Source organism: Thiospirillum jenense (assembly GCF_014145225.1).
Taxonomy (GTDB): Bacteria; Pseudomonadota; Gammaproteobacteria; order Chromatiales; family Chromatiaceae; genus Thiospirillum; species Thiospirillum jenense.
Genome location: NZ_JABVCQ010000036.1, coordinates 1 through 23,960, shown reverse-complemented (window position 1 = coordinate 23,960; position 23,960 = coordinate 1). Strand labels below are relative to the sequence as shown.

The 23,960-nt window shown below is 51.0% G+C and carries 22 protein-coding genes and 1 other RNA gene; 15 read left to right on the top strand and 8 right to left on the bottom strand.

Annotation, left to right across the window (positions count from 1 at the left end; all coding sequences use genetic code 11):
* On the top strand, positions 1-195 hold a 195-nt coding region (locus HUK38_RS15245), incomplete at its 5' end, for a hypothetical protein (RefSeq protein WP_238787651.1).
* A gap of 31 nt (positions 196-226) precedes the next feature.
* On the opposite strand, the gene HUK38_RS12950 is transcribed toward HUK38_RS15245, so the two are convergent.
* Complete coding sequence (locus HUK38_RS12950; RefSeq protein ID WP_182584753.1) at positions 227-1,621, bottom strand: ribulose-bisphosphate carboxylase; 1,395 nt, start codon at positions 1,619-1,621, stop codon at positions 227-229.
* Positions 1,622-1,967: 346 nt separating this feature from the next.
* Here HUK38_RS12950 and HUK38_RS12945 point away from each other — a divergent pair, with 346 nt between their 5' ends.
* On the top strand, positions 1,968-3,605 hold the full coding sequence (locus HUK38_RS12945; RefSeq protein WP_182584752.1) for an EAL domain-containing protein: 1,638 nt from the start codon (positions 1,968-1,970) through the stop codon (positions 3,603-3,605).
* 16 nt (positions 3,606-3,621) lie between these two features.
* Here the strand turns inward: HUK38_RS12945 and HUK38_RS12940 are convergent, their stop codons facing one another.
* Complete coding sequence (locus HUK38_RS12940) at positions 3,622-5,640, bottom strand: sensor histidine kinase (protein ID WP_182584751.1); 2,019 nt, start codon at positions 5,638-5,640, stop codon at positions 3,622-3,624.
* Positions 5,641-6,149: 509 nt separating this feature from the next.
* On the opposite strand from HUK38_RS12940, the gene HUK38_RS12935 reads away from it, so the two are divergent.
* The 6 genes from HUK38_RS12935 to HUK38_RS15535 all read left to right on the top strand — a co-directional run bounded on the left by HUK38_RS12935 (position 6,150) and on the right by HUK38_RS15535 (position 12,953).
* Complete coding sequence (locus HUK38_RS12935; RefSeq protein WP_182584750.1) at positions 6,150-7,196, top strand: rod shape-determining protein; 1,047 nt, start codon at positions 6,150-6,152, stop codon at positions 7,194-7,196.
* A gap of 90 nt (positions 7,197-7,286) precedes the next feature.
* A complete protein-coding gene (gene mreC / locus HUK38_RS12930; RefSeq protein WP_182584749.1) occupies positions 7,287-8,192 on the top strand; it encodes a rod shape-determining protein MreC in 906 nt (301 codons plus the stop codon).
* 2 nt (positions 8,193-8,194) lie between these two features.
* Positions 8,195-8,677: a rod shape-determining protein MreD gene (mreD, locus tag HUK38_RS12925; protein ID WP_182584748.1), complete on the top strand. Its 483-nt coding sequence runs from the start codon at positions 8,195-8,197 to the stop codon at positions 8,675-8,677.
* 97 nt (positions 8,678-8,774) lie between these two features.
* Entirely contained in the window at positions 8,775-10,661 is a 1,887-nt protein-coding gene (gene mrdA, locus HUK38_RS12920) for a penicillin-binding protein 2 (RefSeq protein WP_182584747.1), read from the top strand.
* A gap of 19 nt (positions 10,662-10,680) precedes the next feature.
* Positions 10,681-11,793: a rod shape-determining protein RodA gene (rodA, locus tag HUK38_RS12915; protein WP_182584746.1), complete on the top strand. Its 1,113-nt coding sequence runs from the start codon at positions 10,681-10,683 to the stop codon at positions 11,791-11,793.
* 68 nt (positions 11,794-11,861) lie between these two features.
* Positions 11,862-12,953 (top strand): septal ring lytic transglycosylase RlpA family protein, encoded by a 1,092-nt coding sequence (locus HUK38_RS15535; protein WP_182584745.1) that lies wholly within the window; start codon positions 11,862-11,864, stop codon positions 12,951-12,953.
* Between the two features lie 60 nt (positions 12,954-13,013).
* Here the strand turns inward: HUK38_RS15535 and HUK38_RS12905 are convergent, their stop codons facing one another.
* Positions 13,014-14,261 carry a multifunctional CCA addition/repair protein gene (locus HUK38_RS12905; protein WP_182584744.1) on the bottom strand — a complete coding sequence of 416 codons (1,248 nt, stop codon included), beginning with the start codon at positions 14,259-14,261 and terminating at the stop codon, positions 13,014-13,016.
* 153 nt (positions 14,262-14,414) lie between these two features.
* On the opposite strand from HUK38_RS12905, the gene HUK38_RS12900 reads away from it, so the two are divergent.
* Positions 14,415-15,320, top strand: coding sequence for a TauD/TfdA family dioxygenase (locus HUK38_RS12900; protein WP_182584743.1), 906 nt, complete (start codon positions 14,415-14,417; stop codon positions 15,318-15,320).
* Positions 15,321-15,423: 103 nt separating this feature from the next.
* Here the strand turns inward: HUK38_RS12900 and HUK38_RS12895 are convergent, their stop codons facing one another.
* The 4 genes from HUK38_RS12895 to HUK38_RS12880 all read right to left on the bottom strand — a co-directional run bounded on the left by HUK38_RS12895 (position 15,424) and on the right by HUK38_RS12880 (position 18,183).
* Positions 15,424-16,074 (bottom strand): PDDEXK family nuclease, encoded by a 651-nt coding sequence (locus HUK38_RS12895; RefSeq protein WP_202985565.1) that lies wholly within the window; start codon positions 16,072-16,074, stop codon positions 15,424-15,426.
* 74 nt (positions 16,075-16,148) lie between these two features.
* Positions 16,149-16,757: a 5-formyltetrahydrofolate cyclo-ligase gene (locus tag HUK38_RS12890; protein WP_182584742.1), complete on the bottom strand. Its 609-nt coding sequence runs from the start codon at positions 16,755-16,757 to the stop codon at positions 16,149-16,151.
* A gap of 55 nt (positions 16,758-16,812) precedes the next feature.
* Positions 16,813-16,999: non-coding RNA, 6S RNA (ssrS, locus tag HUK38_RS12885), on the bottom strand.
* Between the two features lie 89 nt (positions 17,000-17,088).
* A complete protein-coding gene (locus tag HUK38_RS12880) occupies positions 17,089-18,183 on the bottom strand; it encodes a transglycosylase SLT domain-containing protein (protein ID WP_182584741.1) in 1,095 nt (364 codons plus the stop codon).
* A gap of 286 nt (positions 18,184-18,469) precedes the next feature.
* On the opposite strand from HUK38_RS12880, the gene HUK38_RS12875 reads away from it, so the two are divergent.
* Both HUK38_RS12875 and rnhA read left to right on the top strand, forming a co-directional pair.
* Positions 18,470-19,309: a class I SAM-dependent methyltransferase gene (locus HUK38_RS12875; RefSeq protein ID WP_182584740.1), complete on the top strand. Its 840-nt coding sequence runs from the start codon at positions 18,470-18,472 to the stop codon at positions 19,307-19,309.
* Complete coding sequence (rnhA, locus tag HUK38_RS12870; protein ID WP_182584739.1) at positions 19,306-19,761, top strand: ribonuclease HI; 456 nt, start codon at positions 19,306-19,308, stop codon at positions 19,759-19,761. Before HUK38_RS12875 ends, rnhA begins: the two co-directional genes overlap by 4 nt.
* Before the next feature lie 413 nt (positions 19,762-20,174).
* Here rnhA and HUK38_RS12865 read toward each other — a convergent pair whose 3' ends face one another.
* Positions 20,175-20,585 (bottom strand): septal ring lytic transglycosylase RlpA family protein, encoded by a 411-nt coding sequence (locus HUK38_RS12865; protein ID WP_182584738.1) that lies wholly within the window; start codon positions 20,583-20,585, stop codon positions 20,175-20,177.
* Positions 20,586-20,818: 233 nt separating this feature from the next.
* Between HUK38_RS12865 and moaC the strand changes: the two genes are divergently transcribed.
* The 4 genes from moaC to HUK38_RS12845 all read left to right on the top strand — a co-directional run.
* On the top strand, positions 20,819-21,301 hold the full coding sequence (gene moaC, locus HUK38_RS12860) for a cyclic pyranopterin monophosphate synthase MoaC (RefSeq protein ID WP_182584737.1): 483 nt from the start codon (positions 20,819-20,821) through the stop codon (positions 21,299-21,301).
* Between the two features lie 102 nt (positions 21,302-21,403).
* Positions 21,404-21,826 (top strand): SufE family protein, encoded by a 423-nt coding sequence (locus HUK38_RS12855; protein WP_182584736.1) that lies wholly within the window; start codon positions 21,404-21,406, stop codon positions 21,824-21,826.
* Positions 21,823-23,595, top strand: coding sequence for a thiol reductant ABC exporter subunit CydD (gene cydD / locus HUK38_RS12850; protein WP_182584735.1), 1,773 nt, complete (start codon positions 21,823-21,825; stop codon positions 23,593-23,595). Before HUK38_RS12855 ends, cydD begins: the two co-directional genes overlap by 4 nt.
* 29 nt (positions 23,596-23,624) lie before the next feature.
* Positions 23,625-23,960: DUF2887 domain-containing protein (locus HUK38_RS12845; protein WP_182584734.1), on the top strand; the 336-nt coding region annotated here is incomplete at its 3' end.

Sequence of the window (23,960 nt, the reverse complement as noted above, 5' to 3'; positions counted from 1 at the left end):
ACGCACCACTGTCTCGCAGCGGCTGCCGCTGACCGTGCGAATGATGTCGAGTTCATGCAAATAGAGATGAATCAATTGTTGGGACATGAAGCATCCAATAGCGCTATTATGATCGTTCCTACATTTCAGCGTAGCAACGATCAACTAATCATCAAATCAATAAAAAAGGCGCTGGCAAATTGCACAGCGCCTTAATTGAACCGTCAATTAAACGGTATTGAACTGACTAGGCTTCCGAGGCAATCTTGCCCAATTGGTCACGCCAGCCCGGGAATAACTTATCAGCATCATGTGGGAATGAAGTGAATGCCCGCGCAAATTCTTTATGCTCTTTTGCCCACGCAATTGGATCAGCGCCCGCTTTCCAGCATTCATATGCCTGCCGCAATGAACGCGCACCGGCGGCGGGTGAATCAATATGACCATAAGCACCACCGCCGGCGGTATTAATCACATTGCCGTGACCGAGATTTTGGAAGAAACCAGGTAAGCGTAGTGCATTCATTCCGCCTGAAATAATCGGCGTAGTCGGCTTCATGCCATACCATTTTTGGAAATAAACTGGCCCCTGACATTCATCGCGTTCAATCATATACGCAATGATTTTATCATCGCCTTCGCCTTCCATTTTGCCATAGCCCATCGTGCCAACGTGAATACCCGAAGCACCTTGCAAGCGGCTCATTTTAGCTAATACAAATGCGGTATAACCGCGCTTGGCACTGGGTGAAGTAATGGCGCCGTGACCAGCACGGTGATAATGCAAATATTGATCGGGGTATTGGCGCCGAGCGGTCGTGACCATGCCCGGCCCGCCAACATAACCATCCACTAAAAATGCCAGTTTATCGGCATCAGAACCGAATACTTCTAATGCAAAATCCGCCCGCGCACACATTTCAAAATGATCGTCAGCGGTGATGTTCATTGAGAACAATTTGGCTTCACCGGTTTCATCCTGCGCCCGCTTCATGGCGTCATACACCAGCGGCATGACCTGTTTAATTGGGGCAAAGGTTTGATTACCTTGCGGCTCATCATTTTTAATAAAATCGCCGCCGAGCCAGAATTGATACGCCGCTTGCGCGAATGGTTGCGGCCGCAAACCTAATTTGGGTTTAATAATAGTGCCGGCAATATAACCGCCATCCGTTACCGACCGCCCTAAAATACGCCACAAATCGTGAATACCTTTCGATGGCCCGTCGAATAATTGAATCGCACGCGGCGGCACCCAAAAATCAACCATCTTGGCATATTCAATATCGCCCATGCCTTGATTATTACCAATAGTGAGGGTCAAAAATGACACCAACATCATGCGCCCGTCAGTCACGTTACGATCAAATAAATCCAGCGGATAAGCAATACGCATATCCTCGGTCGCTTCATCAATGTAATACACCAGCGCATCCACGCCTTTGGTGAAATCATCCGTCGTGCAGACTTCAACATTCGTGCCGGTGGATGATTCAGCAGCGAAATGGGCGGCGGCTTCCAAATAACCGGTGCCGGCCTTGGGTTTCATTTTGTATGCGCAGAGAATGTGCTGCCCGCCGGCAATTAAATCGGCTTCTTTCAGGCTTAAATCGGAATAACGTGCTGACTGGTCAAGTGACATGTCTTTAATTCTCTTGTGTATTAAGTGGTGGAAAGTACAATTTTGATGACAGTCGTGCAGCTAACGCAGCTAATTAACCGTCAGCCATCCGTTTAAGCGAATTGATACCAACTGTGTGCGTGAATCGGCGCGGGTAAATCATCAAAATAATCATGCCGTATTGTTTAGCACGGCGCATGGTTAATAATGCCAGTGCTTGAGTGCGTATGCAATATCACTCCCTGTCAATCGCCGCCGCTTCACGACTGCTATCGTCACTGTTGCGCGATTGATACAGTCGTATTTTCAAATAAACTGGGATAATCGTTTGGATCATAGATTCCGTATTGACAACGCAGACCCGACCATGTCCAACACCACCACCCTCACCGTTTTGATTTTGGCCGCGCAAGCCGCCCGCGCTGAAGAATTATTCGCCACGTTGCGTCAAGCGCAATTGCCGGTGCGCGGTTCATTTACGCAACAGCCACACAAATTGGTGCGCGCCCACCACTGCGATTTGGTGATTGCCGCGCTTGCCACCGAGTTACCCGCCACCGCCATCACCGAGCATTACGTCAACTTGGGGCGGGATTTGCCAATGGTGGTGGTGTGCGATGGCACGCAAGACCCCAGCGCCGTGTTGACGCTGCTGAGTGCCGGCAGTAGTACCCTCGTCCACGCCGGCGACGAGGCGGCGCTGATCCGTGCAGTGCGCCGCGAGTGGAAATTGCGCGCCATGGCCGGACAAATTGAACAATTACGCGCTCGGTTGAAATTGAGTGAACATGAAATTCACGAATTAATTGGGCAATCCACCACGCCGACGGCACGGGTGCGCGACACCAACGGTCAGCATCTGGACGCCAATGCCGCGTACCGTTCACTGTTTGGCATTCCCGAGGGGACGGCGTTGGAAAGCACCGCGCTGTTGGATTTGGTCGCCCCCGAGTACCGCGATGCGATGCGGTCGCTGATTGACAATAACGAAGCCCGCGGGCGCGCCCCCGAGCTGGATTCGGCTTCGGCCGCCGTCAGCCAGACCCAAACGGCCACCTTCACCGCCACCGACGGGCGCAGTTTTGCCGCGCAGGTGCAAGCCACGCCGGATGTGCAGGAGGAGGTGACGTGTTTGCAGGTGCGGCCGCTCGAGAGCGTCATTCCCGCCACAGTTGCCCCAGCGCCACACATAGAGACATCGCCGGCGGTCTCCGCGCTGGCGGCGCAATTAATTGTCCCACCGCCGCCCGAAACGGTGGACAGCGCCTTGATTGCGCAAATCGAGCGCGCCCTCGCCAGCGACGGGTTTAAATTGGTGTTTCAACCAATTGTCAGTTTGCATGGCGACAGCCAAGAATTGTATAGCGTGTTATTGCGTTTATTAGATGATAACCACGCCTTTCGCGTGGCAGATGATGTATTAGAATCAGCAGCGCAAGCCGGACAGTTACCCGAAGTGGATTATTGGGCAATTCGCAAAGCATTAGCGGTATTAAATGTGCGGCGGCAATTAGGGCAGCGGGCGCATTTTTTTCTCAGTTTATCGGCAGCAGCACTTGCCGATGACCAATTTCTCATTTGGCTTTGTGATCAATTGCGTGAACATGGGGTGCGCGGCAGTTGGTTGAGTTTTCAAATTAACGAAAGCGCCGCTCGCGCCATGCCCGAATTAACCGAACAATTAGCATTAGGATTAAAACAAATCAAAAGTCGGCTGGTGCTGGCGCAGTTTGGTTTAAATCCCGATTCCGAATTGTTATTAACCAATCACACCATTGATCTAGTCAAATTCGCTCCGAGTCTCACACAAGATTTAATTGCCGATTCATTCAAACCGGGACGCTTGCGTCATTTAGTGCAAAGCGCCAAACATGCCGGCGCCCGCACCATTGCGGTTGGCGTTGAAGATGAAACATCACTCGGGTTTATTTGGACGGCGGGTGTTGCCTATGTGCAGGGACATTTACTCGGACGGCCGTCCTCGGTATTTGATATTGGCGATTGATGATCCACGGCACCAATTAAAGAGACGCCGGCGCTTGACATGACAGAGTGAATTTAAATTCACTCCCGCGATTTAATTCACTCGTCACCCAAATATTGCCGCCATTGAGCGTGACAAATTCTTTGCAAATTAATAACCCTAAACCGGTACCAGATTCACCCGCCGTCCCGCGTGTAGAAACGTGACTGTCTAAATAAAACAGCCCCTGCTGCGTTGCGGCACTCATCCCAACGCCATTATCTGCCACCGTCACTTCCACCTGATCGCCGCATATTGTTGTATTTAATGTGATCATGCCATTTGGCCGTGAAAATTTAATTGCATTTGTCAATAAATTACGCAGCACCGTTTTAATCATTTCCACGTCAACCCACACCGTCTTATCCGCTTGGGTGCGATCAATTATGGTCAGTTGTTTTAATTGCGCCGTGCTATTGACCAATGCAATACACTCGCGCACCAAAAACCCCAACTTGACGGCCTCGGGATGAAACGGTACCCGCTTTTGTTGAGTGCGCGCCCATTGCAATAAATTCTCTAATAACGCATAGGTATTTTTAGACGTTTCATACATGATGTTAATGCTGGAATCAAATGTTTCTTGATCGCATGATTCACGTTGATTTTTTAATAAATCAGAGAAAAATAACAACGCATTAAATGGCGTTCTTAAATCATGGGCGAGAATTGAAATGAACTTATCTTTGGTCGTATTCAATTCGGCAAGTTGCAGCGTATTTTGTTTTTGTTGACTAATATCTTGAAATGCAATCAACACGCTCTCTTTATCATGCGCGGCGAGTTTAGGATATTTTGTGATCGTCGCATGGATCCAAACAACCTGTTGTGATTTTTTATGAATCAAGCGCAATTCCGTATTCACAAATTGCACAGTTTCGTTCAGTACATCGGCAAGCATAGCATCAGTCTGTTGCACATCATCCGGATGTAGCAACTGTCGGAACTCACTCCCAATCACGGCGTGTTTTGAATATCCATGAATCAGTTCAGCATTGCGATTCGTGAATAATTGTACGCCATCACGATCAATAATCGTAAATCCAGCCAGCGACGTACTGACAATCGCATCCAGTTGTGCTTGATTAGCAATTAATTTGGTTTTGCTACTAATCAATTGCGTTTGAATAGATTTTAAGTGATTAATTAACACGACTAAGATTAGCCCGGAAATATGCAACCCAATGATAATAAGGTCAAGCTGCATGAAGGTTTCAATACGATTGCTATACAAAAAATTCACCTGACTAAAAGCAACCGCAACAAACGCGGCAATAGTCATGCTCAAAGCGGATAAGGCAAATGTTTCAGTGCGCACCTGTGCTGCAAATAAAAACGTGATGGGAAAAAGAAACATTAAAACGATAAAAGTATAGCGGCTATCCAGCACTTGCGTGAATTTAAATAGTAAAAAAACCGCTATAAATACCAGCAGCGCCGTTAATAACTCCTTAGTCATGTTGGTTTTGAAATACTGTTTTTTCTTGAACCACAATAGTAGGATAGGTACAATGCTGAGTTGTCCAATCACATTGCCCGCCCACCATGCAAAAATGGATTGTAAAAAAACAATTGATTGAATAGTGCCGCTAGATAATAGCGCCAAATTACTTAAAATAGCAGATGTTGGTTGTAACACCAACGCAATTAAACCTGCTAGTAACAAAACATCTTTTGGAGTGCGAAAACGTGGTGAAATGCGCAATTTACGAAATAAGAAACGGCCGAATATGGCTAATGTTGCATTGGTTAATCCAATGGCAATAGCGGTTTCTAAAGGCAAACTTGAACTCAGTGCAAGACTGAATTGACCAGCAAATACACCAATCGCCATTAGGTTGCCAAACAAAATGGTTGACGCGAGACTGATGCCTTCTGAAAAAAATGGTACGTTAGTCACAATCTCATTGGAAACTGACATAAAAAATGCGAGTTTTCCAAATAAAAAGTAGGTAAAAGCAACCGTCAAAATATTGAGGATTTGATTATAAAAACCCTGATCTTTTATTTTATTCATTGCAACATCTCAATAAAGGTGATCGTGTTAAAAAATTGTGTTCGACGATTGACACAATCTATTTGCCTATCGGAGTTAAACAGCGCTGTATAACAATACATAAATCTGGGTTTTTAATTGCAATGTTGATAAATAGAGTACACTATTTTTAATACGCTACCTCACTGAGGCGAGCGCATCAGATTCTGCCCTGACTATCATTGATATTAAATGCAAGCCTACCAAATGAATGGATTATCACTATCAAAATAATTCATACCATACCGTTCTATCCACATCTATTTGTCACTTGCTGATTAACGCGCAGATTGCTAGATTAGTCAGTACAAAATTTTTCGGGTTTTGATAGTCACTTTCGCCGCCATTCCGCGTTGCCGCCACCTTTCCCCATTGCCAGACTTGGCACCGTCTCCGTCGTAACTGGTTGAAGTCTGCCGGTGCCGCTGGCAAGGAAAGCGCGTCGAAACCCGCAACTACTCACTGTTGGACGTTTTTAAGGTACTACACTGATGTTTTTTAGACGCATTCGCGGCCTCTTTTCCAACGACCTGGCGATTGATCTGGGCACTGCTAACACATTGATTTATGTAAGAGGACGCGGCATTGTCCTCAACGAACCGTCGGTCGTGGCCATTCGCCAAGATCACGATGGCGGGCGCAAAACCGTCGTTTCCGTCGGCGAGGATGCCAAAGCGATGCTGGGACGCACCCCACAAAACATCACCGCCATTCGCCCGTTGAAAGATGGCGTAATTGCCGATTTCACCGTCACCGAAAAGATGTTGCAATACTTCATTCATAAAGTACACGAAAGCCGCATGATTCGCCCCAGTCCCCGCGTATTAGTATGCGTTCCCTGCGGTTCAACCCAAGTTGAGCGCCGCGCTATTAAAGAATCCGCCGCCGGTGCTGGGGCGCGTGAAGTATATTTAATTGAAGAACCAATGGCAGCGGCTATTGGTGCCGGCTTACCCGTCGCCGAGGCGCGTGGCTCAATGGTATTAGACATCGGCGGCGGCACCTCCGAAGTTGGCGTCATTTCATTAAATGGCATCGTCTATTCACAATCCGCCCGCATCGGCGGCGATACCTTTGATGATTCAATTATTAACTATGTGCGCCGCAATTATGGCACCTTTATTGGTGAAGCAACCGCCGAGCGCGTAAAACATTCTATTGGTTCAGCCTTCCCCGGCAGTGAAGTATTAGAAATAGAAGTCAAGGGTCGCAACCTTGCCGAAGGAATGCCGCGTAGCTTTACATTAAATAGCAACGAGATTCTCGAAGCCCTGCAAGAACCATTATCGGGCATTGTCAGTGCCGTGAAAATTGCATTAGAACAAACCCCACCTGAACTCGGCTCTGATGTCGCCGAACGCGGAATTGTCATTACAGGCGGCGGCGCCTTATTACGCGATATAGATCGGTTATTAGCCGAAGAAACTGGTTTGCCGGTTGTCATTGCTGAAGACCCACTCACCTGCGTCGCCCGCGGCGGTGGCAAAGCATTAGACATGATGGATGAACGTGGTCTGGACTTCTTTGCCAGTGAATAAAATATTCATGCTGATTAATTAATAGACTATGGCAATGACAGCGAATATGAACTCAGGCTTACTCACTCAACGGTTACGTTTGTGTCGGCAATGAAACCGCTGTTTAATCGTGGCACCTCAGCAACGGCACGGCTTGCTTTAACCGTGCCGTTGTCATTGTCATTGCTCGTTGCCGATCTGCATTATCCGCAATTAGATTTATTACGTTCGACCTTATCCGTTGTCGTGTTTCCATTGTACTATCTTGCCGCATTACCCGCCCGTTTAGGCGAAACACTTGAAGGGCGCTTGGCGGATGAAAAACAACTGCGTTTGAACAATGCACAATTACACAATGATAATTTGATTTTACAAGCGCAATTGCAAAAATATGCTGCATTAGAAGCCGAAAATCAGCGGCTACGTAATTTATTAGGGTCAGCATTCAAAGTTGGTGAGCGGGTTTTAATTGCAGAATTGCTTGAAGTTGATTTAGACCCATACCGCCAACAAGTTCTAGTAGATAAGGGTGAAAACGCCGGTGTTTTCATTGGTCAACCGGTGTTAGATGCGCAAGCGGTGATGGGGCAAGTCATTCGCACCAATCCCTTGACCGCCACCGTCTTGTTAATTACCGACGCCGCCCATTCTTTACCCGTTCAAGTCAATCGAAATGGGCTGCGGGCGATTGCAACGGGTACCGGCATTATTAACCAACTTAATTTACTTCATTTACCCAAAAAAGCCGACATCCGCCCCGGTGATTTATTAGTCACGTCAGGATTAGGCGGCGTTTTTCCACCAGGCTACCCAGTTGCGCGGGTCACTGAAGTACGCGCTGAATCAGGCGAACGTTTTGCAACGGTCATTGCCGAACCGACAGCACGTTTAGAACGCAGCCATGAAGTGTTATTAGTTTGGTCAGCGCCATCAACCTCCCCTTCTTTATTACCTGACACAAATACACCAGCGGTTTCATCAACTAACCCTCCCGCCGCCACCACCACGACACCCTAATCATGTTAATACGACGTGATACTGGCATCATCATTGCAACACTCATCATTGCATTATTATTAACCGTCTTACCTATGTCCGATTGGTTGCTCTATTTTCGCCCGCAGTGGGTTGCGTTATTATTGATTTTTTGGATTCTGACATTACCAACCCGCGTTGGCGTATTCTGGTCTTTTTTCATGGGTTTAATGTTGGATGTCACTGCCGGCACCTTGTTGGGTCAACATGCCCTCAGTTTTTCTATCATGGGTTATCTCGTCGTTGAATTACAGCAACGCCTACAATTATTTCGTGCTTGGCAACAAGCCTTATCCGTTTGGTTATTATTAACATTAGAACGGCTATTATCACTTTGGGTACTGGGCGCCGCCGGACAACCAACTCCCGCCCTCTCCTATTGGTTTGCAACCTTTGTCGGTATGATCCTATGGCCCTGGTTAATGATTTTATTGCGCGATCTCACCCGCACTTTAGATATTACTTAAAACCGCTCATGCCCGACCGCTGCTGAATTAAACCCAACCGCCTGAGCAAATAACAACCATTGAAATTGCAATACAAAATAAACAGGTTAATGTCGGCATGATGGACTCGACGTTTAAGGATCCACGGCGCGCCAATCATTCATTTACCCGCCGCGCAGTAGTCGCCGCATTATTAGCCTTATCTTCATTCGGAGTCGTGATTGCGCGGTTAATTCATTTGCAAATCTTTAAACGTGAATATTTCAGCACCCTCTCCGAAGATAATCGCGTTAAAGTCGAACCCCTGCCACCGACACGCGGGTTAATTTATGACCGTAACGGCGTGTTATTAGCGGATAACACCCCCTCGTTTTCGCTGGTGATTATTCCAGGCAAGGTCACAGATATTAAAGCAACCATTGCCGAATTGAGTCAGCTAGTCACCATTAGCGACAATGATCGAGCGCGCTTTACCCGCCTATTAAGCCAACACCGCCGCTTTGATGGCGTACCTATTCGATTGGATTTGAATGAATTGGAATGCGCCAGTTTTGCCGTGCATGGGCATTTATTCCCGGGCGTGGAAATTCGCGCTGAGTTATTACGGCACTATCCATTCCGCGAACATACCGCACATGTTTTAGGTTATGTCGGCCGTATTAATGAAAATGAGGCAAAAAAGATTGATAAATCGGATTATGCTGGCACCAGTCATATTGGTAAAACTGGGGTTGAAAAAGCCTATGAAAATTTATTGCATGGCGAAGTGGGTCATCAACAGGTTGAAGTCAATGCACGCGGTCGTGTATTGCGCACCTTGAATGAAAAACCGCCGGTGTCAGGACACGATTTACATTTATTTCTTGATATTGATTTACAAATTGATACTGCCGCCGCAATGGCGGGGCAGCGCGGTGCGGTGGTGGCGATTGATCCGAATACCGGCGGCGTTTTAGCAATGGTTAGTATGCCAAGTTTTGATCCCAATCCATTCGTGGGCGGAATTGGTGTCACTGATTATGTCGCCTTACGCGATAATATTGACCGACCGCTGTATAATCGTGCAGTGCGCGGGCAATATCCACCCGCTTCGACGATTAAACCTTTTATTGGATTGGGTGGTCTAGTTAATAAAAACATTAGCTTTACTGAACGGCGTTATTGCGGTGGTTATTACCAATTACCCGGTCACGGACATAAATACCGCTGTTGGCGACGCGGTGGACACGGCACCCTAACAATGGAAGGCAGTATTGTTGAATCCTGTGATGTCTATTTTTATCGGTTAGCGCATGACATGGGCGTTGAACGATTAGATGAGTTTTTAGCGCATTTCGGTTTTGGCAATAAAACAGGCATTGATTTTGCCGATGAACTGGGTGGTTTATTACCATCGCCTGCTTGGAAACAGCGGGTGCGCCGTGAACCCTGGTTTCCGGGTGAAACACTCATTTTAGGCATTGGTCAGGGCGCATTTTTAGTGACGCCATTGCAATTAGCGGCGGCGACAGCGGCAATGGCCAATCACGGTCATTATTTGCGGCCGCGCATGGTTGCCACAACCCGCAATCCCACGACGGGCAATTTAGAACCCACTGCAATTAACGATCATCAAATTCCGGTGACGAATCATTATCATTGGAAAGCGGTAATTGAAGCAATGGCGCAGGTGGTTGAAGGACCGCGTGGCACGGCAAAACGTATTCGTAGTCCGTATTATCGCATTGCAGGAAAAACTGGGACGGCACAAGTGTTTACCATTGGTCAGAATGAACGTTACAACGAGGCACAGGTGGCTGAACGAATGCGCGATCATGCGTTATTTATTGCGTTTGCGCCAGTGGAGCATCCGCAAATTGCCGTTGCGGTCATTGTCGAAAATGGACGGCATGGTGGATCGGCGGCCGCCCCGGTAGCGCGTCAGGTCATTGATAGTTATCTATTAAAACGGCGGAGTTCATCTAACGAAACCCCAGCCACTGATGAAGACAGCAACGGTGATTAATCAATCCAGATCACCAAAGATGTTAGTTGACCTTCGGGTCAATACCACACCGGGGTTATTAGGGCGCCTGCATATTGATTTACCACTATTATTTGCACTACTTTTATTATGTACCGTTGGATTAGCGGTATTATTTAGTGCCACTGACCGCTCGGCTGACATGATTGAAAAGCAATTGCTGCGTTTAGGTTTAGCTTTTGGTTTGATGTTAATTATTGCGCAAATCAGTCCCGAGAAGTTGCGCCAATGGTCATTACCGTTATTTGTGATTGGCGTCATTATGTTAGTGGCCGTTGAAATTATTGGCGATATTGGCAAGGGCGCGCAACGCTGGTTAGATTTAGGGATCATTCGATTTCAACCATCTGAATTACTCAAATTGGCCGTGCCAATGATGTTGGCACGGTTTTTTGCGAGCGGCACATTACCACCGAGTTTGCCGCGAGTTTTTGGTGCCATTGTATTAACTGCCGTGCCGGTATTGTTAATTGCACGGCAACCTGATCTTGGCACATCTTTATTAGTATTGAGCGCCGCTGGTGTCACGTTATTTTTAGCTGGTATTAGTTGGAAACTCATCGCGTTATTTCTAACACTGATTGGCAGTGCGATGCCATTATTATGGTTATTTTTACATGATTACCAGCGCCAGCGGGTATTGATGTTTTTAGACCCGCAATCGGATCCGCTCGGCTCGGGTTATCACATCATTCAATCACAAATTGCCATTGGCTCAGGTGGGGTATATGGCAAAGGCTGGTTTCAAGGCACCCAATCGCATTTAGAGTTTTTACCTGAACGTTCGACCGATTTTATTTTCGCGGTGTTCGGTGAAGAGTTCGGGTTAATTGGCATTGTTTTATTATTAACGCTCTATTTGATGATTGTGTTACGCGGGTTATACATTGCCGCCCGCTCTCAGGATATTTATTCACGCCTATTAGTGGGCGCATTGACCATGCTGTTTTTTGTCTATATTTTTGTCAATACCGGCATGGTGGTCGGTTTATTACCCGTCGTCGGTGTTCCATTGCCACTGATTAGCTACGGCGGCACTTCGCTGGTGACGATTATGGTGGGGTTTGGCATTATGATGTCGGTACACACGGCAAAAAAATCTCTGCCAATTTAAGCAGTTTGCGCCTATACTGAAAGTGATCTCTCAAGATACAGGGTAGCGAACGTACGCGGGGAGGCATTGTGCAACGACGTCAATTGTGTCTGCTGCTGACTTTCGCGGCATCAATCAGTTTGTTCACTGGCTGTAGTAGTCACCTACCCGCCTCGTCGAATGGCGCGGCGGATGAGCTGGCGGATGCGGTGCCGAGCGTTGAACCCAAGTCAAAAATGGGCAATATGTCGTCTTATGTGGTCTTTGGGCAAAAATACTACACCCGTCCGACCAGTCGTGATTACGTCGAGCGCGGCGTGGCGTCGTGGTACGGCAGCGATTTTCACGGGCGTCAAACGTCTAACGGCGAACGTTATGATATGTACGACATGAGTGCCGCGCATAAAACCCTGCCGCTGCCGACCTATGCCCGCGTGACTAATCTGGAGAACGGGCGCTCGACCGTGTTGCGCATCAACGACCGTGGGCCATTTCACGATAACCGCTTGATTGATCTGTCGTATTCGGCAGCGCGCAAACTCGGCGTGGTGCAGCGCGGCACGGCGAAAGTCGAGGTGCGCTCGATTGATCCCCGCGATCACGGTGGGCAACTGATTGATTCACCAATCCCGCGCCAGCGTGATGTGCTTGATACGGACGCCTTGGCCATCGCCGCCGTCACGCCCCCGGTGTCATCAGAGCGTGAGCGGTTTGGTGACGAGTCGTTTGCGCTAACCATGGCGCGCAGCACGTCCACCAGTTCGCAATCGTCCCGGGCGGCGCAGGTGACAGTGGCTCAGGTGGATAAACCAGCGCGACGGGCGCGGCAGGTTGGCAAATCAACGTCAGTTGCCAAGCGCTCGGCCGCACCAACGGTGGCGCGGGTGGAAAAGCCGAAATCAGCGCGCCGCGCCGTCACTCCAGCCGTTACCAGCGGCGGGGTGTATTTGCAGGTGGCGGCGTTCAGTCAACGCGGCAATGCGGAGCAGTTGAAACAACGCTTGACCTCGGCGGTGGCGCAGCCGGTACACATCCGCGCTGGGCAACAGGCGAATGCGGCGGTGTATCGGGTGCAGGTCGGGCCGCTGGCGGATCCGAATCAAGCGCAGGATGTGGCCACGCAATTGCAACGCAGTTTGGCCAAGTTGGGGTTGGGCAAGGTGATGATTGTGGCGAAATAATCACAACTGCATTGCTGATCGTTGCCATGCTCCCGCGTGGGAACGCCCGCCGCTGATCTGTCACCCCGCCGCTTTGATCGCCGCCAACCGCGCTTGCCGCAATGCCGCCACCAGCGCCGTTGGTGACTCCTCGTACTGCGCCGCAATCGCGCCAGCATCCACCGTCTGCACCGCCGCGAGTAACCGCCGCCACTGCGTCGCTTGTGAATATTCGCGCTCTTCATACCCCAACCGCCCGCGAAAATCCGCTTCACACGCGGTCAGCAATTGTTCAAATCTGGACGGGCGGCGCACTGCATCCGTCTGTTCCAGCACCGTCAACTGCGTCGCCGGGGTCAACTCGGCCACGCGGTGAATCAGTCCATGTTGGCGAGCGGTGATCTGCGCAAGTTGCCGCCAGCGCTGCGGGACGCGCAGGCGTGAACAGACCGCGTTGACCAGCGTGACGCTGCGCTCCTCGTGACCGCGATGACTGGGCAAAATCTCAACGGGCGTCGTGCCTTTACCAAAATCGTGACACAGCGCGGCAAAGCGGATTTCCACGTCGGCAGTCAGGCGAGCGGCCATGTCCACCACCATCATCACATGGACGCCGGTGTCAATTTCCGGGTGCCACTTGGCCGGTTGCGGCACTCCCCACAAACGGTCAAGTTCGGGCAATAACTGCGCCAGTGCGCCGCAGTCACGCAACTGGTGAAAAAATACCGACGGCTGCGCTTCAGTCAACGCCCGACTCAATTCCTGCCACACGCGCTCCGGCACCAGGTGGTTGACTTCACCCGCCGCGACCATCTGCCGCATTAACGCCACCGTTTCCGGTGCAACGGTAAATCCCAGCGGCGCAAAGCGGGCGGCAAAGCGGGCAACGCGCAAAATTCGCACGGGATCCTCGGCGAACGCGGGGGAAATGTGGCGCAAAATGCGGCGTTCCAAATCTGCCCGTCCGCCGTGCGGATCAATGATTTGCCCGTCCGCCGCCTGTGCCAGCGCGTTGATGGTCAAATCCCGCCGTGCCAAATCGTCTGCTAACGTCACGGTCGGCGCGGCGTGGACGGTAAAACCGCGATAACCGGGCGCAGTTTTGCGTTCGGTGCGGGCGAGGGCGTATTCGGCGTGGGTTTTGGGGTGCAAAAAGACGGGAAAATCCCGCCCAACTTGCTGAAAACCGTGCGCGAGCAGTTGCTCAGGTGTCGCACCAACCACGACGTAGTCGCGTTCGCGCACGGATAAGCCGAGTAACGCATCGCGCACGGCGCCGCCGACTAAAAATACTTGGGCGGGTGCTAAATCGGGAGCAGTTGGTAGCATTGGTATCATGTTTCCAATGAGGTGAAATGGGTTGAATGGCGCAGGCAGTAAGCCAATTGATTGCTATGGTAAGATGCTGCACACACCCGGCAGGACGTGATCGTTGATTTACCCTGCCAATTCAATCACTTGCGCACCTTGAGATGATTTGACATGACCGCACCGCCCATCGCCATCACGCCCGACAACACGCCCTTTGCACTCGATCACGCCGCCGCGTATCAGGCGTGGCGTGAACAAAAATTGGCCACCGCGCCGACCAAATTAGATGACCTCGTGGTCGAAATCGGCGATCCGCGTGACCTGACCGACAGTGAATATCAGGCGCTGCTGGCGCGTTGTCAACGGGCGAACATGGCGATTTATGTTGGCAACACTGGCGACGATCCCAGCAAATCCATTCCAACGGCGCTCGGCGCCCGCTTTGGGTTACATCGGTTAGATCATAACCCCGGCGCGGATGAAGATGCGATCACCGCCTTGACCGTGCAAACCGGCGAGTATCACCGCGACTATATTCCCTATTCCAATCGCCCGATTGATTGGCACACCGACGGCTATTACAACACAAATGATTGTCAAATCAACGGGTTACTGCTGCATTGCGTCCACCCAGCGGCGGCGGGCGGCTTAAATGATCTGCTCGATCACGAAATCATTTACCTGCAATTGCGCGACCGTGACCCGGCACACATTGCCGCGCTGATGCAACCGAATTGCATGACCATTCCCGCCAATGTCAGCCCGGCGGGCGAACTGCTGCGCCCGGAGGCGACGGGGCCGGTGTTTAGCATTCGTGCCGATGGGCGGCTGCACATGCGCTTTACCAATCGGGCGCGCAATATTCGCTGGCGTGATGATCCGGCCACCAGCGCGGCTGTGGCGTATTTGAAACAACTGTTGCAGGAAAAAAGCGCCTGGCATTTGCAGGGGCGGCTGGAAGCGGGCTGGGGGTTATTGAGTAATAATGTGCTGCACACGCGCACCGGCTTTACTGATAATGATGTGCCGCGTTTGCTATACCGTGCGCGGTATTATGATCGTATTATCGGGACGTGATGGTTGAATTGATTTGTTAAATGGCGGCGTGGTTGGTTAATAATTAACAACGGTTTAATTTTAATTGGGTTACGCCCGCCCGGTGCAATTAAACAGCTAATGACTACCACGCTTTGGGTTGAAAATCGGCGGGCGTATCCAATTCAAATATCCCATCGTGAATCCGCGCAACGTATAAACCTTCATTCAAAATCCGCTCGCGCAAACTGGCTGATAAATCCACCGCCGCCAGAATACCAAATACACGTTTATCGCGGTGTTCTGGAAAGAACGCCCGGAATCTGTCTAATATGTTTTTCAATTGCGTAATGGCTTCTTCGCGCACATGACTTTTGACTTCGACAATATACGCGGTATTCACGTCACCATTCGCATACGCCAAAACATCTATTTCAAGATGTTGCCCGGTCTTACTTGCCCGCACACTCGGGCTAATAATTTCCATTTGAAACTGTTGCCGCAAAATTCTTTCCATTGATGGCAGCGCCAATCCTTCAGTGAAGCTGCCAAATTTTTCACCCAACCCGCCAATCTGTTTACCCAATTCTTTTAATTGACGGGCAGTTTCTTTTTGCTCATGCTTCGTTTCTTGTTGAGCAAGCAGGAGCTGTTTAATTTGCACATCATTTTCCCGGAAATGGCGCTCAGTCTCTTGAAATTGGCGCTCAGTCTCTTGTTGAGCGCGCAAGAGTTGTTTAATTTGTAAATCATTTTCCCGAAACAAATTGAGAATGTCTTCATAGGTCGTGGTCATCAATAAAAACTCCAATGTTTATCATTTGTTGGTGATGCGTATAAACCAACAAAAACCCACCAATCAATTCATCATCAATCGGCAGGAAGCTGCAACCCGCGCTCCGTCACCACCATCGCCAGCGGCACATCCCACCGCTGCGGTGTCAGTCGCGCCACCCGCTGCACTTCGTGGGCTAATCCCAACAAGTGCGGTCGGCGCCAATATTGCCGAGTGCGCAGCGGCGCCAAACTGCGATCATAATACCCGCCGCCCATTCCAAGTCGCTGACCAGTGGCGTCAAATCCCACCAGCGGCATCAAGATGACATCTAAAAATCGGGGCGTGACGGGATGGCGACAGTGGCGCGGTTGCAACAAACCAAAGCGTCCGCGTTGCAATGGCTCGCCCAGTCGGTAGCGAATAAACCACAGACGCGGCGGTTGAAAGGGACGAATGATGGGTAAATACCACAGGTGCCGCCGCTCGCCCAACCGTTCGCGCAGTGGCTGCGGGTCAAGTTCACCGTCACGCGCTAGGTAATAGGCGATGCGGCGGGCGGTGCGGAGTGGATAATGGCGTTGGAGATGAGAGGCGACGGCGCGGGCATGTTGCCGCTGCGTGGCCGGACTGAGCGCCCGGCGAGCGGTGCGTAACTGACGGCGGAGCGTTTTCAAATCAGGCGGTGGCGATTGGAGCAACATTTGGCGAAATCGCGGACTGACTTGTCAGCACGTCATCTGTAATAAAATAAAGGAGACATCCCCCACTTGTGCCGGTGCCTGCCATCGTTCTTGAACCAGGAGAGTTCAAGTGGGAACAACAATATCGGCTTCAGGCGTTCCACTCGAAGATGGACTTGCACAACAGCCGCGATCTTATGCTCCCGGGGTACACAATAGGCTCAAGAAAATACCCAAGCTGCGATCGTACACCACAGGGGATGTCGTGAGTTCAAGGCTATACGCCTTCGGGTGAGGCGTCTAGTGCAATCGCCTTTTTTTTAGATACGAATCATGTTCTAAAAAAAAACCGTTAAGAATTAACCGATTGCGAGTGAACCTGAGCGGCGAGAATTGGTTTTTTAGACGCCTTTTTTTGCTGTTTGAGATAAGTGCGCACCCGCGGACCATAGCCGACCGGCACCAACAACCGCGTCCCGCCCACTTGCGTTTTGCCGCGCTTCAAGCCCGGGTTCAGGGTGCGCAATGTGTCAGGTGCGATACCGCTGACCGTCGCCAGTTGTTTTAAATCCACTTGCTGCGCTGCATCAACCACTTCTAGCGCCGGCCGATTCGCAATGGGTGGCAAAGAAACACCATGTTGTTTAGGCGCCTGCACCAGTTGCGTCAAGGCCAATAAACGCGGCACATAACGCTTGGTTTCGATCGGCAAATCCAGTGACCAATAATCCGTCGGCTTACCCCGCGCCAGATTTGCCCGTTGCGCGGCGCGCACACGGCCCGGCCCGGCGTTGTATGACGCCAACGTCAACGCCCAATCGCCGTCAAACTCCTGGTTTAACTGTTTCAAATACGCCAAGGCACCGCGAGTTGAGGCCAAAATATCATAGCGGCCGTCATACCACTGATTTTGCGCCAAGCCCATTGCTTGACCGGTACCCGGCATGAACTGCCACATCCCCGCCGCCCGCATCGGTGACACCGCCTGTGGATCGTAGCGGCTCTCAATTTCTGGCAACAGCGCCAGCTCAGTCGGCAAGCCGGCGCGTTCCAGCTCGTTGACAATGACGTGCAAATACGGCCGCGCCCGCTGCGCTAAGCCGCGTAAATAATCCGGATGTTGTTTAAATTGTTTCAACGCCTGCGTCACCCGCACATCCTGCGCGATAGACAAGTTGCTCCCTTCACGAATCCGCTCCCACAAATCACGATTTGTCGGCTGCCGCCGCTTGGTCGAGTGCGCCACTTGATGGGCGGCGCTTGCATTGGAAGAGTGCACCGGACGAATGTAGCCATATTCCCGCGCCGAGGCGACTGAATAGGGCAGATCATTGTCCAAATCAAAGGTATAACGACTTTGTTGTTTTGAGGCGCAGCCGCTAATCACCACTGCACCGGACGTCAGCGCGACTAGCCAGAATGACTTGGAAATTGGTTGTTGACTCATCAATAAAACCCTCGAAAAATCAGAGTATTGCTGGGTAACATTGCGTCACTTTATCGGATTGATTACACTCGACAAGCATTATCGTCGCCTAGATTATGTGCTTGGTGGCATTCAGCACCGTGTCACACGCGGGCTGACCCAGCCGCTGGGGTAATCAAACAATGGCACTCAGCACGACTAAGTTGTTGTTAATTCAGGCGGGGCGGCGATATTTTGGTTGACCCGCACGGCTGACGAAACCCGACTATACGGGAAAACCCTTGTCTGTTCTACCAACATCCGTGTTATGACCTCACCACCGCCTGAACCGATTTGTGACGTGCATCTGGCATTGGCGCAGTGGTATCGCACCCCGCTCGGCCGCTGGGTCGGCCAGGTTGAAGCGCACTATTTGGCTGGCGCGCTGGAAAATACGTTCGGTTACTATCTACTGCACTACGGCAACATTGCCCCATTTGAAACCACGTTACAAGTCAGCCGGGTGCGCCGCTGCATTGCCGTTGCCCCAGACTGGCGTGATCTGGCACTCCCCATCACTCGCGCCACCCCGCGCACTGCATCCTGTTGTTGCGCACTCCCGCCACTGCTCCCGCTAACCGCATCATTTGAGCAACTGCCATTTCCCTCCGACAGCCTAGATGTCGTAGTCTTGCCACACATTCTCGATTTTGTTGCCGATCCACAACAGGTATTGTGCGAAGCCGAGCGGGTGTTAATTCCCGACGGCCGCCTGGTGTTATTGGGCTTTAATCCGCTGAGTAGCTGGGGTATTTGGCGACTGGGCAACTGGCGGCGGTGTCAAATGCCCTGGTCTGGACAGTGGCAAACCGCCGGGCGTTTGTGTGAGTGGCTCGACATCGTCGGGTTGCAAGTCGAACGCTGCGACAAATTGGTTTATCGTCCACCGTTGCGCAGTGCCCGGGGATCGCAACTGGCGTGGTTGGATACCTGGGGACGGCGCTACTGGCGACCGTTCGGCGCGGTGTATGCCATCTGTGCGGTTAAACGTGTTTCTGCGCTGATGCCACTGCGCTGGCGCCAACGCCGGCGGCGGGTGTTGGTCACTGGTGCAACGGTGGCGCATCCCACCACGCATCCCTACGTTGATATTGTTGCTCCCAAATGAATGATTTATTTGATCAAGTTGATATAGAGCTATTCACCGACGGCGCCTGTCAAATCAATCCCGGCCCCGGTGGTTGGGGGGTATTGATTCGGCACGGGGCGCAGGTGCAGGAGTTGTGCGGCGGCGCCCCAGCCACCACGAATAACCGCATGGAATTAATGGCGGTGATTCGCGGGTTGGAAGCCACCGCCCCCGGCAGTCGCGTCCTGGTGACGCTGGACTCGCGTTACGTTCAAGACGGGGTTGAGCAATGGCTGTTGCGCTGGCGACGTAACGGTTGGAAAACCTCGAAGGGAACGGCGGTGAAAAATCAGGATTTGTGGGAGGAGTTGCAGGCGTTACTAGCGCGGCGACGGGTGCGCTGGCAGTGGGTGCCCGGACACAGTGGTCATGTGGAAAATAAGCGCGCTGATGAGTTAGCTAAACAGGGTTTGGCGACGGTTACCACATAGCATCCAATAAACTGTGTTTTGCTTAACATAATTGAGGAATGCTGAGTCCGTTAGCATATTTCTACAGAGAACGACTTTGACAGTGCAAAAATCCGTCGTCATGCTAAAGCAAGCAGCATGTACTTTATAGCGATAACCAAGCCCGTGCTCTAAATCACGCTCTTTAACAAGTTCAAGTATGCGGTTGCCGGCACGAGTTGCTGGCGTAAAACTTGAAACGTATCAAAGAGTTCGCGCTGTAAAAGTATCTGCTTTTGCAGCCTTGGTAGATACACCCCAGCCTTCGGGCTGGCAGTTGTGCGTTACTGAGCGTTGCTTAGTAATACTCAAGAAAAAAGTATCGGTGTTGCAACCAGCGCCAGATGCCACTTGACATCCAGCGCCGCCCCAGCAACGGCGCGCTTTAAACCCAGTTAAGCACCTCGCGCCCGCCGCCGATTTGGGATACTCAGCACCTCGACCTTGACCTTCGCAATACCTTTTTTGGTGATGCGCAACTGCCGCGCCGCCCGCCACGACAAATCAATGATGCGGCCACGGACAAAGGGGCCGCGATCATTCACGCGCACAATCACACTCTTGCCCGTTTTGACATCCGTCACCCGCACCCGCGTTCCCAATGGCAGCGTTTTATGCGCCGCACTCAACACATTGCGGTCATACCGTTGCCCGCTGGCCGTTTTATTACCATCTAAACTATCGTGGTAGTAAGACGCGACGCCGTTTTGGATCATGTCAGAGCCGGCAGCAACTGCTGGGGCGGTTAACGGTGACATCATCGAAAGCAACGCGAAAGATACAGCAGTGAAGCTAGGTTTTATCATCAGTCTGGTCTCCAGTTGAGCCTTCACCAAGTGGTTATGGTTAGGGCGACAGGGGGTAAAAATCGGCTAATCATTTCAACCGTGGACTGATAATACAGGAAAACCCGTATTAGGGAATACCCGATTTAGGAAAAACCCGTATTGGGACGGCAACTGCGCCGCAATGAACGCCTAACCATTTGTTAAACCATGATTTTTTAACCACACCGCCGCCGACTTGAGGAGACCCATCCGTGACGCAATTCACTCATTTCAACGCGGCCGGCGAGGCGCAGATGGTGGACGTTGGCGATAAACTGCCCACGCGGCGCGTCGCCCGTGCCGCCGGGTGCATTCGGATGCAGCCGGCGACGTTACACATGATCGCCGCCGGCACGCACACTAAAGGTGATGTTCTCGGCGTGGCGCGTATTGCCGCGATCATGGCCGCCAAGCGCACCGCCGAATTAGTGCCGCTCTGTCATCCGCTGGCGCTGACGCGGGTGACAATTGAGTTTTTAATTGATACCAATGCCGCGCAAGTGCATTGTCAAGCGCAGGTTGAAACCACTGGTCAAACCGGCGTGGAAATAGAAGCGCTCTGCGCCGTGCAAATAGGTTTGTTAACTATTTATGATATGTGCAAAGCCATTGATCGCGGCATGATTATTGACGCGGTGCGGCTATTAGAAAAAGCGGGCGGGCGGTCTGGTCATTGGCAACGCGCCCCCGATTAACCGCCGCCGTGCAATTAACCGCCTGCCTATTTTTTATTTAACCTGCCAATAGTTTCTCGTCCCGTTCATTCACTCCACCAACACTCAACAGGAAAACACACCATGACTTTTCAAGACATTCTTGATACCTTCGCCGTCTTAGATGATTGGGAAGCGCGTTACGAATTCATTAGCGAACTGGAAGGTAAATTACACCCGTTATTACCGCACGAACAGGTGGATTATAATTTAGTTCCCGGCTGCAATACGCGCACCTGGTTGACCGGCAGTTTAATTGCCACGCAACCGCCGCGTATTGACTACCGTGCTGATGCCGAAACACCTTTAGTACGCGGTTTAGTCGCATTGTTATTAACGCCATTTCAAGATCAAACGCCGGCGGATGTATTAGCCATTGACGCAATGGCATTACTTGGCCAGACCGGTTTAGATACGCATTTAAGCCCCAATCGCCGCGCCGGCATGGCGCATTTTATTGAAAGGGTGTATCAGATTGCGCGTGAATTGCAATCAGTCACGCCATGACCGCACCAGCACCTGCGGCGCCCGCCGCATTCCTCGCCGCCCAAAAATCCATTGCACAACCGTATTTACGCTTCACCATTGCGATTGGTGGCGTTAATGCGGTGTTGTTAATTATTCAAGCGTGGCTTATTGCGCACTGTCTTGACGCGCTAGTATTTAACCCCGGCGCGTCTATTCAATTCAACACTTGGCTCATGTCATTGCTGTTGATTTTCATGCTGCGGGCGCTACTCAATTGGGGTGCAGAGCAAACTGCATTCCAGGCGGCGGCGCAAGTCAAATTAACCTTGCGGGATCGTGTCTATCGCCATATTCAAGCCGCCGGCCCCTATTGGCTCACCAGTCAACGCAGCGGCGCATTAGCGGAAGATTTAATAAAAGGCATTGAAGCGCTCGAAGCCTATTACGCCCGTTATTTGCCGGCAATGACATTGACTGCAATAATTCCGTTGGCTATTTTATTCACCGTCCTGCCGCTCGATTGGGTGACGGTAGTGATTATGCTCATCACCGCGCCGTTCATTCCCATTTTTATGATTTTAATTGGCAAGCGCGTTGAAGTGATTAATCAACAACAATGGCGCACTCTCGCTCGCATGGGTGCGCATTTTCTCGATGTTATTCAAGGGTTGGCAACGCTAAAGTTATTTAATGCCAGCCGTCGTGAAACCCAAGTCATTGCCGACTTATCGGATGTTTATCGCCGTCAAACATTAGCGGTTTTGCGCGTCGCGTTTTTATCGTCAGCGGTATTAGAATTCTTTGCTACCGTTGGCATTGCCATGATCGCGGTATTCATTGGATTTCGGCTGTATCATTTAACCTTGCCAGTGCCGGCGTGGCTCACACCACCCGACATTACCTTTGCGCAGGGCTTCTTTATTTTATTATTAGCGCCGGAGTTTTATTTACCGCTGCGCGCCATGGGAACGCATTATCATAGCCGATTAGAAGCCATTGCCGCCGCCGAGCGGTTAATTGCTATTTTGGCAACGCCACTGCCGTCATTACCCGCGCAGCCGCAGCGGTTATTAACCAATCAACCGCTGACCGTTCAATTCAATCATGTTCAATTTGCCTATGAACCCGGGCGAGCAGCGCTCATTGATGTGGACTTTTCATTAGCGCCAGGCGAGCGGGTCGCAATTGTCGGGGCGAGTGGTGCGGGGAAAACCACCATTGCCAATTTATTACTCGGGTTTATTCGGCCGGATCAGGGGACAATTTTAATTGCCGGGCAGCCGCTCGATCAATTAGATATGAATGAATGGCGGCGGCAATTAGCGTGGCTGCCGCAGCGCCCGCGATTATTTCAAGGCAGCATTTTAGATAATATCCGTCTCGGTCGGCCGGAATTATCAACGGCGGCGGTGGAATACGCCGCGCAGCGGGCGCGAGCGGCGGAGTTTATTGAAAAACTGCCCAATGGTTATGACACTATTATTGGTGAAAGTGGCGTGGGTTTATCGGGTGGGCAGATTCAGCGCATTGCCCTGGCGCGGGCGTTTATTCGAGATGCGCAATTGGTGTTATTTGATGAGGCGACGGCGAGTCTTGATCCAGAAAATGAATCGCTGGTGCAGGCCGGTATTGATGAATTAGCACAGGGGCGGACGGTGATAATGATTGCGCACCGATTAGCCACTGTCACGCAAGCAGATCGCATTTTGGTATTGAATGCGGGGCAACTTGTGGAGCAGGGAACGCATCAACAATTATTAGCCCAGCGCGGGTATTATTGCCGATTAGTGGCGGCGCTGGCGGGCTAACTCGTGATAAATAACATAGGTCATCACACTTGCGAACTGACACACTGTTTTATCGTTTATTTCAGGATTGGCCGGGGTTGGTATTGGAATTAGCGGGATTGGATCCGACCTTACCGGGCTATCAATTGCAGGCCCCGGAAATTAAACAAACCGGCTTCCGTTTGGATGGCGTGTTAATGCCACCAGCGGCGCGCCCTGAGTTGCCAATTGTGTTTATTGAAACGCAATTTCAATATGACGCTGACTTTCATGGGCGGTGGTTTGCGGAGTTGTTTTTATATTTATATCGTCATTCAACTGAGCGCGAATGGCGGGCGGTGACGTTATTTGCAAGCCGTAAAACTGAGCAGGGGCCGCAGCGCCGT